The organism is Streptomyces sp. cmx-4-9 (genome assembly GCF_046548835.1).
In the GTDB taxonomy this organism is placed as follows: domain Bacteria; phylum Actinomycetota; class Actinomycetes; order Streptomycetales; family Streptomycetaceae; genus Streptomyces.
Genome location: NZ_JAEBEE010000012.1, coordinates 188,182 through 194,919, shown reverse-complemented (window position 1 = coordinate 194,919; position 6,738 = coordinate 188,182). Strand labels below are relative to the sequence as shown.

Annotated in this window: 10 protein-coding genes; all 10 read right to left on the bottom strand. The window is 69.4% G+C overall.

Annotated elements, in window-relative coordinates:
- Window positions 1-906: 906 nt before the first annotated feature.
- Window positions 907-1,206 (bottom strand): hypothetical protein, encoded by a 300-nt coding sequence (locus tag ACLJTM_RS32540; RefSeq protein WP_411107395.1) that lies wholly within the window; start codon window positions 1,204-1,206, stop codon window positions 907-909.
- Window positions 1,207-1,439: 233 nt separating this feature from the next.
- Window positions 1,440-1,871 carry a hypothetical protein gene (locus ACLJTM_RS32535; RefSeq protein WP_411107394.1) on the bottom strand — a complete coding sequence of 144 codons (432 nt, stop codon included), beginning with the start codon at window positions 1,869-1,871 and terminating at the stop codon, window positions 1,440-1,442.
- Between the two features lie 189 nt (window positions 1,872-2,060).
- Window positions 2,061-2,558: a DUF6573 family protein gene (locus ACLJTM_RS32530; RefSeq protein ID WP_411107393.1), complete on the bottom strand. Its 498-nt coding sequence runs from the start codon at window positions 2,556-2,558 to the stop codon at window positions 2,061-2,063.
- Window positions 2,559-2,658: 100 nt separating this feature from the next.
- A complete protein-coding gene (locus tag ACLJTM_RS32525) occupies window positions 2,659-2,913 on the bottom strand; it encodes a hypothetical protein (protein ID WP_042815416.1) in 255 nt (84 codons plus the stop codon).
- Between the two features lie 316 nt (window positions 2,914-3,229).
- Complete coding sequence (locus ACLJTM_RS32520; protein WP_411107392.1) at window positions 3,230-3,769, bottom strand: hypothetical protein; 540 nt, start codon at window positions 3,767-3,769, stop codon at window positions 3,230-3,232.
- A complete protein-coding gene (locus tag ACLJTM_RS32515) occupies window positions 3,766-4,032 on the bottom strand; it encodes a hypothetical protein (protein ID WP_280919369.1) in 267 nt (88 codons plus the stop codon). Before ACLJTM_RS32515 ends, ACLJTM_RS32520 begins: the two co-directional genes overlap by 4 nt.
- Window positions 4,033-4,097: 65 nt before the next feature.
- Entirely contained in the window at window positions 4,098-4,472 is a 375-nt protein-coding gene (locus ACLJTM_RS32510) for a DUF3846 domain-containing protein (RefSeq protein WP_393614186.1), read from the bottom strand.
- A 416-nt stretch (window positions 4,473-4,888) separates the two neighbouring features.
- Entirely contained in the window at window positions 4,889-5,098 is a 210-nt protein-coding gene (locus tag ACLJTM_RS32505) for a hypothetical protein (RefSeq protein ID WP_411107391.1), read from the bottom strand.
- A 54-nt stretch (window positions 5,099-5,152) separates the two neighbouring features.
- A complete protein-coding gene (locus ACLJTM_RS32500; protein WP_411107390.1) occupies window positions 5,153-5,809 on the bottom strand; it encodes a hypothetical protein in 657 nt (218 codons plus the stop codon).
- A gap of 88 nt (window positions 5,810-5,897) precedes the next feature.
- On the bottom strand, window positions 5,898-6,551 hold the full coding sequence (locus ACLJTM_RS32495; protein WP_411107389.1) for a hypothetical protein: 654 nt from the start codon (window positions 6,549-6,551) through the stop codon (window positions 5,898-5,900).
- Window positions 6,552-6,738 lie beyond the last annotated feature (187 nt).

The window sequence follows — 6,738 nt, the reverse complement described above, 5'->3', positions numbered from 1 at the left end:
GGGGGCGGAGGGGCATAAATGCCCCTAAAGGAATTGCCTTTCGGCAATTCGCGCAGGGAATCCGCCTTCGGCGAATTCGGGGTGGTTTTAGTCAACCCCCTTCGGGGGTTTTGTTGGGCGGCTTTGAATTACCTTTCGGCAATTCTTGGTTGGTGGGTTTTGAAAGCCTTTCAGGCTTTTTTGGATTCCCGCGTTGCGGGAATTGATGGGGTGTTGGTTGTGGGGTGGGGCCCGCCTGCCGGCGGGTGGGGTGGGGGGTAGGTGTGGGCCCCTTCGGGGCGTTGGGGGGGTGGGGGTGTTTCGTGGGGGGGGTGTGGCTAGGGTCTGGGGGTTGGTGTCATGTGTGGTGGCTGGTTGGGGGGTTGGTGGAGGCTGGGTGGGGGGTGTGGGCCCCTGTCGGGGCCCGTGGGGGCGGGAGGGGGTGTGTGCGGGTGTCTCTGGGTGGGGTGGGGGTGTTCGGGGGCGGGGGTGGTGGTGTCGTTTCCTGAGGGGGTTCCAGCGCCCTTCCGGGCGCCGTGTCCGGGGTGGGCCGCCCTTACGGGCTTCCGGATTCACGAGGGCCGGGGCGTCCTCGAATTCCGGGGCGCCCTTACGGCCGAATCGGCGGGCTTTGAATTCCATTTCTTCGCCGCGCGAGGCTCCGTTCCTATATCCCTCACACGCCTCACGGACGGACCGTCACACCCTCCGAACCTGATGACACGTCAGGGAACACGTGCGAGAAATACAGACCGCCCGGGAATCGAAAAGAACACCACCCCGGAAAAGAAGAAGAGGCCCTTCCGGGCCTCCCCCACACAGCTATCACACCGTCAAAACACCCCACCCCCGCCCACTTACGAAGCCTCCGGCCAGCGGCCCCCCGGAGGGCCACAGCACTCCGGGGGCCGGGCAGAACACCTACAGTCAGGCCCCGTCGCCGGTTCGCCGGACGCACGAGGGCGTGAGCCACAGGCCTGTGCGGCGGAGGTGCTCGCGGCCAGCGGCGCTGCGGGCCCGTACTGCGTCCTCGCGGTTGGCGGCGGCGTTGTCGCGCAGTTCCTTCGCCTCCTGCAAATCCCCGATCCCGTTGCGGGCTTCGAGCCGCTCGGCGATCTTGTCCAGCCGCGCCGCGCTGGTCTCCTGGTAAGTGGCGTAGTGCTCGGTGGCCTTATCCACATCGCCAGCCCAGACGTGGGTGGCGCAGCAAAGAACAGGCTTCTTCACGAGGTGACTCCTTGGGGCGAGATACGGATTCGGGAAGGCCGACTGCCACCATCGACCAACGAGACAACAATAACACGCATCAGTCACTTTCGGAGCTCTCGCCCCACCCCCAAAACGGCTGCCACCGCCGGCCCCCTGTACGCAGACCGCGCAGAAGCGGCCAGGCAGGGCAGAACCAGGCCGGAGCGACTCCGGGGCGCGGGCACAGCGCCCGCGCCCCGGAGTCCCCTGATTCAGACCGTCAGACGGGGGGCGGTCACGTACTCCACACCCCACTCCGGCGGGATCACTTCGCCGGTCGTCGCGTCCGTGCAATAGACGTTGAAGATCTCCGATGCGCTGAGCGGCTTGGCGTAGAACTCCACCAGCCTCCAGCCCATCACTTCGGAGGTCTGGTCCGCGTAGTTCGTGCGGATCACCGCGCCGCCGCCAACCATGGCGGCGAGGGTGAGCGCCATCATCGCTTCAAGAGCGTCGTCCGGGTCCAGGTCGCTCGTCTCGCCGTCGTTGTGAAACGGCACGGAGACCGAGAGGGTGGCGCCGTTCGCGGATGCCGCGACGACGAGATGGTGACAGCCGTTCCCCACCGCATTGAGGAAGCCCATCAACAGCGCAGCGGAGCGCTCAACCTCGTACGGGGTCCGGTCGTGCGACGTGATTGCCATGCCGATTCCTCTCGGTCTGCTTCCGGTTTCCTGGTCGGCTGCCACTGCCGACCAACGAGATAACTATACCTCACATTCACCACTTTTGGGGGGCTGCGTGGATCTTTTCCGGGGTGTTTTCGCACGTGGGGAGGGCCAGGAACGCACAGCGCCCCACCCCTTGGGGGGTGGGGCGCTTGCTGCTGGCGGTCAGTCCTCGCCAGGCAGGGAGATGGTGATCACGGGCTCCATGTCGTCGCCAGGCCCGCACGTGGCGATCAGCTGTGTCCGCTCGCCCTCTTCGCTCTCTCCGTCGCGCGGGACGCGGTAGAGCTCGACGGTGCAGGAGGGCCCGCCGTCGGAGCGCCGGATGGCGTAGCGGGTCATCCGGAGCACGTCCCAGAGGCGGCCTTCCTCGTCCTGGCAGGTCTGCCGGTTGTCCTCGTCCGTCCAGGCGACGCAGTCGGCCCACGCGGCCGCGGTGAGCGCGACGGGGAACCTGAACCCGACTTCGCGGGCGATGTCGTCGCCGACGGCGACCAGGACCCCGTCGGCGATGGCACGGGCCCGGCTGTAGCCGTGGATGACCTCCCCGAAGACGTCGGCCACGGAAACGGCCGGCTGCTCCGGCTCGGGGGTCCAGCGCATCGCGTCGGGGCCCAGACTGTCCCGGTTCGCTGCGCCGTTGATGAGGGTCTTGTCGGTCATGGTCTGCCCTTTCGTGAGGGGGTGCTTTCGGCGGCGGCGGGATGCCACTCCCCGCCGCCCGGGGCGGGGCGCAGCCGGGTGGCTGCGCCCCGAGGGAGGGTCAGGCGTTGGCGGTGGACCGGGTGATGGACTGGCGGCGCACGCAGCGCAGCGTGAGGGCGGCCGGGTCCTCGGCGAAGGGGTCACTCAGCCGGTAGCGGGTGTCGGTGCTCCCGAGGTAGTCCGCGCGTCCGCAGTCGAAGCAGTCGCACGGCCGAGCCAGGTGGAGGCCGTGGTGCGACGGAATGCTCCCGTGGTAGATGACCAGGTCGCCGGGCTCGATGAGGTCGAGGGTGCGGAGCAGGGTGTCGGACATGATGTCTCCTCACGGCTGTGCGTGGATTCGGTTTGTGATCGACTGCCACCGCCGACCAACAAGACAACTATAACACACATGAGTCACTTTCGGGGCCCTCATTGGCTCGCCTACCTGGGTGAATGCGGTTCGACCACCCTTCGCCGACCGCGAGTGAACCGCCGGCGTTCTCCTCCGCGGCCGGCGGGAAGAGGGGAGCCGGTAGAGGGTGCGTTGTTGCCCGGACGTCGCTCCGGCTCGGCGCCCTGGCGGCCGGAGCACAGCTGCGCCCCCACCGTGCGTCAGCGGCACGGTGGGGGCGCAGGGCGGGGCGCGTCTAGCCGGTAGCGAGGCTGGCGCGTACGGCCTCGACGGCGGCGGCGGTGTCGGCGTCCAGGTCGGGGTCGTGGGAGTCGTGCAGGATCGTGAACTCCAGGCCGCTCTCGTCGTAGCGGCAGACGAGCCAACCGGCGTGTTCGGTCAGGGGGTAGTACACCTCGGCCTCGTGTCGGCCCTGGCCGCTGATGAGGATCTCTCCGCCATCGGGGGTACCGATGGCGACCCAGTAGCACCCGGAGCCGGGGTGGCCGCCCGCGGTGGCCTCGATGCCCTCGTCCTCCAGCACCTGGTGCAGGTACTCTCCGGCGTTCTGCGCACTGCCGAAGGTGCGGCAGTGGGTGTAGGCGAGGTCTGCGGCGGTGTCCGGGTCGGGGGCGTCGAACTCCTCGGCCCACCGGGTGAAGTCCTCCTCGCTGGTGGCGAGCAGCTCGACCTGGTCCGCGACGGGGCCCGCGAGGACGGCCGCGATGAGCAGCTCGGTGCTGTCGACGTCGAGGGTCAGTCCGATGACCGTGTACGTCTGGGTGGCGGCGGTCACGCGATCAGCTCGAAGTGCGCGGCGTCGACCGCCTGGGCGCCGAGGTCTCCGAGGAAGGCCGCGACGACGTAGGCGCCGTGGTCTCCGCCCCAGAGGGTCTCGGGGGTCTCCCCGTCCTCCTCGGCACGGTGCGGGAAGGCCTCCAGCACCGCGGCGGCCGCGTTTGCCTTGGCTTCCTCGAAATCCGCTCCGTCGGCGACGACTGCGAATGTTGAGGCGAGATCCCAGACTTCGTACCAGTCTCCGATGATGGTGAATTTCATGGTGTTTCCCTTCGCTGAATTCGGGGGCCCCGGAATTGGGGTCCGGGGCCCGGGGTGACCTGCGTTTAGCGGCGCGGCCGGGGGATGTCGCGGTGACGGCTGAAGAAGCGGTCGACGAGTACGAGCGCCTGGTCCTCGGTGAGGCCGAGCACGCTGCCGCCGGACGTGGTGGTGCCGGTGAACACGGCGAGTCCGCTGACCTTGTAGGGCATGGCCCGGTAGGTGTGCAGGAGCTCGCTGGCCGGTCCGTTGTCGGGGTGGCCGAGCGGGAAGGCCCACTCGTCGGTCCACATGATCAGCCGGGTGGTCAGGTCGACGCATCGGACCTGGTCAGCGTCCAGCGCGTCCTGCGGGCGCATCTCGGAGCCCCAGTCGAGCAGGCGGAATCCGCCGGTGGGCTCGACCCGAAGGGCGTAGCTGTCCTGGAGGAGGGTGGGCATGGGGGTCCCCTTTCCTGGGAGTTGGTTTTCGGTGCGGGTCGGCTGCCACCACCGACCCACAAGACAACTATACCCGCTAATCGTCACTTTGTGAACGTCTTGGAGGTGCGTTTCCCCTGTTCAGCGGCATGCCGAAGGCCCGCCGGCGGCACGCCCCGACGCGCCGCCGGCCTTCCAGGACGCCGGCGCCGGCGTCGCGATGGCCGGCCGCGAAGATGACGCCCGCCCGCGGTGCCGAGGCGCGCGGTGGAGGCACGCTGCCGAGCCGACGGCGCACAGACCGTCCGCCGCGGCCGCAGGCGCCCTACGAACCGCGCGGCGCCGTCCAGCTGCCGACGGCCGGCGTGGCCCGGGGCCGGACATGACGGCGCCCCGGCGCGGCTGGTGGGCCGGGCCGGGGCGCGAGGGTGTGCCGGCTATGCCGTCAGGGTCCAGGGGCCGCTCAGGGACGGCGGGCCCGGCTGACGGGGGTTGAGGTCGACGACCACGTCACCGTCGTCCGTGTGGACGGTGAAGACCGTGGCCCAGGACGTGGGGTCGCGTTGGACGGCGAGTGCTTCGTAGGCGGCGTGTACGGGCGTGTCGGCGCCGATCTCGATGGTCCAGGTGACGCTGTACTCCCGCATGCGTTCTTGCCCTTCCTGGGCGCCCTCGGCGCCCGCGTGTCGGCTCTTGGGGGTCTAGGCGGCGAGGGTGAGTTCGACGTCGTCCAGGCTGCGCTCGTTGATGGTGACGCCGCTCAGGGGGTCGAGGTCGTCGAGCCAGAGGTCCTCGTTGTCGGCGAGGTAGTCGCGCAGGGCGTTCGGGTTGCTGGCGATGTACGCGGGAAGCTCGACCTCGACGGTGAACTCGTACGTGACCTCCTCGGTCACGGTCAGGGCTAGGTGCGCGGTCACTTCCCGGTCGTGGCCCTCCGGCTCGGGCGCATGGGCGTTGACCACGAGGCACAGCAGGGCCGCCGTGTCCTCGTACGGGTCGGCATACACCTGCGCCGAGTCGGGGAGCCGGCCGAACGGGGCGCCGAGACGGTCGAGGTCGCCCAGGACCTGGAGCAGGGCCTGGGGATCGCGCGGATCGGTCCCGCCCCAGGCCGTGCGCAGTTCGGGGTCGGTGAGCTCGGGGAGCGTGTCCAGGTCGCCGCAGACGCCCTGCGCGCCGCCGGCGGTCCGGAGGCTGTCGAGCTGGAGTTCGCCGGAGCGGGGGTCGCGGCGCAGCACCAGGTAGGCGGCGTGCGGGTACATGTGGGCCAGGGTGGCGGCGAGGGTGTGGGTCAGGCCCTGCGCCTGGGCCCGGGCGGTTTCGAGTGCGTCCTGGCAGTCCTGAAGGGTGGTGCGCATCGGTCCTTCTGAGGGTGTTGGGGGCCGGCGGTTCGGCCGGCCGAAGCTGGGCTCCTCCCCCCGGCGCCTGGCCGGGGGGAGGAGCGGGTCAGGCGCTGAGGAGCTGATTGCCGGTGCGCTGCCAGTACCCGGCCGGGGCGCGGTCCGCGCGGCACTGGTAGGTGCCGTAGGCGGTCACCTCGAACTCGTCGTCGCAGACCAGGACGCGGGCGTCCGGGATGAACTCCAGCGTCTTGCTGCCGACGGGAAAATCCCTGAAGTGCAGAAAGCGGTGGGGGGTGTTCAGGAACCAGTAGACGTCGCCACGTTCCAGGTCGGTGTAGCGGACGCTGACGGCGTCGCCGGGGTGGAGCTTGCACCAGGTGCGGACGCCGAGGTCGGCGCAGATGTCCTGGACCCTGCCGTACATGACGTCGAAGGCGTCCGGGGCGATGCCCAGGGCGCGGTCGGTCTCGCCGCTCGGGCCGGTGAAATGGACGGGGCCCCGGATGTCGAGGCCGTCGAAGCCGTAGCGGGCGGCGAGGTGCTGCGCCACGGTGTTGGTGGCTCCCGAGTCGCCGGGGAGGTAGTGCATGTCCGTCTCGGCGTCGAGCGGGACGGTGGTGTAGGTGCCGGGGCCGGAGAAGAGGCCGGTGAGCTCCCACTCGACGTGGGCGTCTCCGAAGGACCAGTTCACGAGCCGGTCGGGGTGGAGCGTGCCGAAGCAGCTGAATTCGTGCGGGTTGGTGAAGTCCAGGGGCATACGGGTCTCCAGGGTGTTCGCGTGTGTTTCCGGTGGTGGTCGACTGCCACCGTCGACCACAAGACAACTATACCAAACACTCATCACTTTCGGGAGAGTCCTGGACCCTGTTTCCGCTGCTCAGGGGCTCATCACCATCCGCGCCCGTCACGCAGAACTGGCCTCGCCCCGTTCGGGGCGAGGCCAG

Coding starts and splice junctions, on each gene's coding strand:
- ACLJTM_RS32535 (WP_411107394.1), bottom strand. CDS start 1,871: ATGGCAATCACGTCGCACGACCGGACCCCGTACGAGGTTGAGCGCTCC.
- ACLJTM_RS32530 (WP_411107393.1), bottom strand. CDS start 2,558: ATGACCGACAAGACCCTCATCAACGGCGCAGCGAACCGGGACAGTCTG.
- ACLJTM_RS32525 (WP_042815416.1), bottom strand. CDS start 2,913: ATGTCCGACACCCTGCTCCGCACCCTCGACCTCATCGAGCCCGGCGAC.
- ACLJTM_RS32515 (WP_280919369.1), bottom strand. CDS start 4,032: ATGAAATTCACCATCATCGGAGACTGGTACGAAGTCTGGGATCTCGCC.
- ACLJTM_RS32510 (WP_393614186.1), bottom strand. CDS start 4,472: ATGCCCACCCTCCTCCAGGACAGCTACGCCCTTCGGGTCGAGCCCACC.
- ACLJTM_RS32505 (WP_411107391.1), bottom strand. CDS start 5,098: ATGCGGGAGTACAGCGTCACCTGGACCATCGAGATCGGCGCCGACACG.
- ACLJTM_RS32500 (WP_411107390.1), bottom strand. CDS start 5,809: ATGCGCACCACCCTTCAGGACTGCCAGGACGCACTCGAAACCGCCCGG.
- ACLJTM_RS32495 (WP_411107389.1), bottom strand. CDS start 6,551: ATGCCCCTGGACTTCACCAACCCGCACGAATTCAGCTGCTTCGGCACG.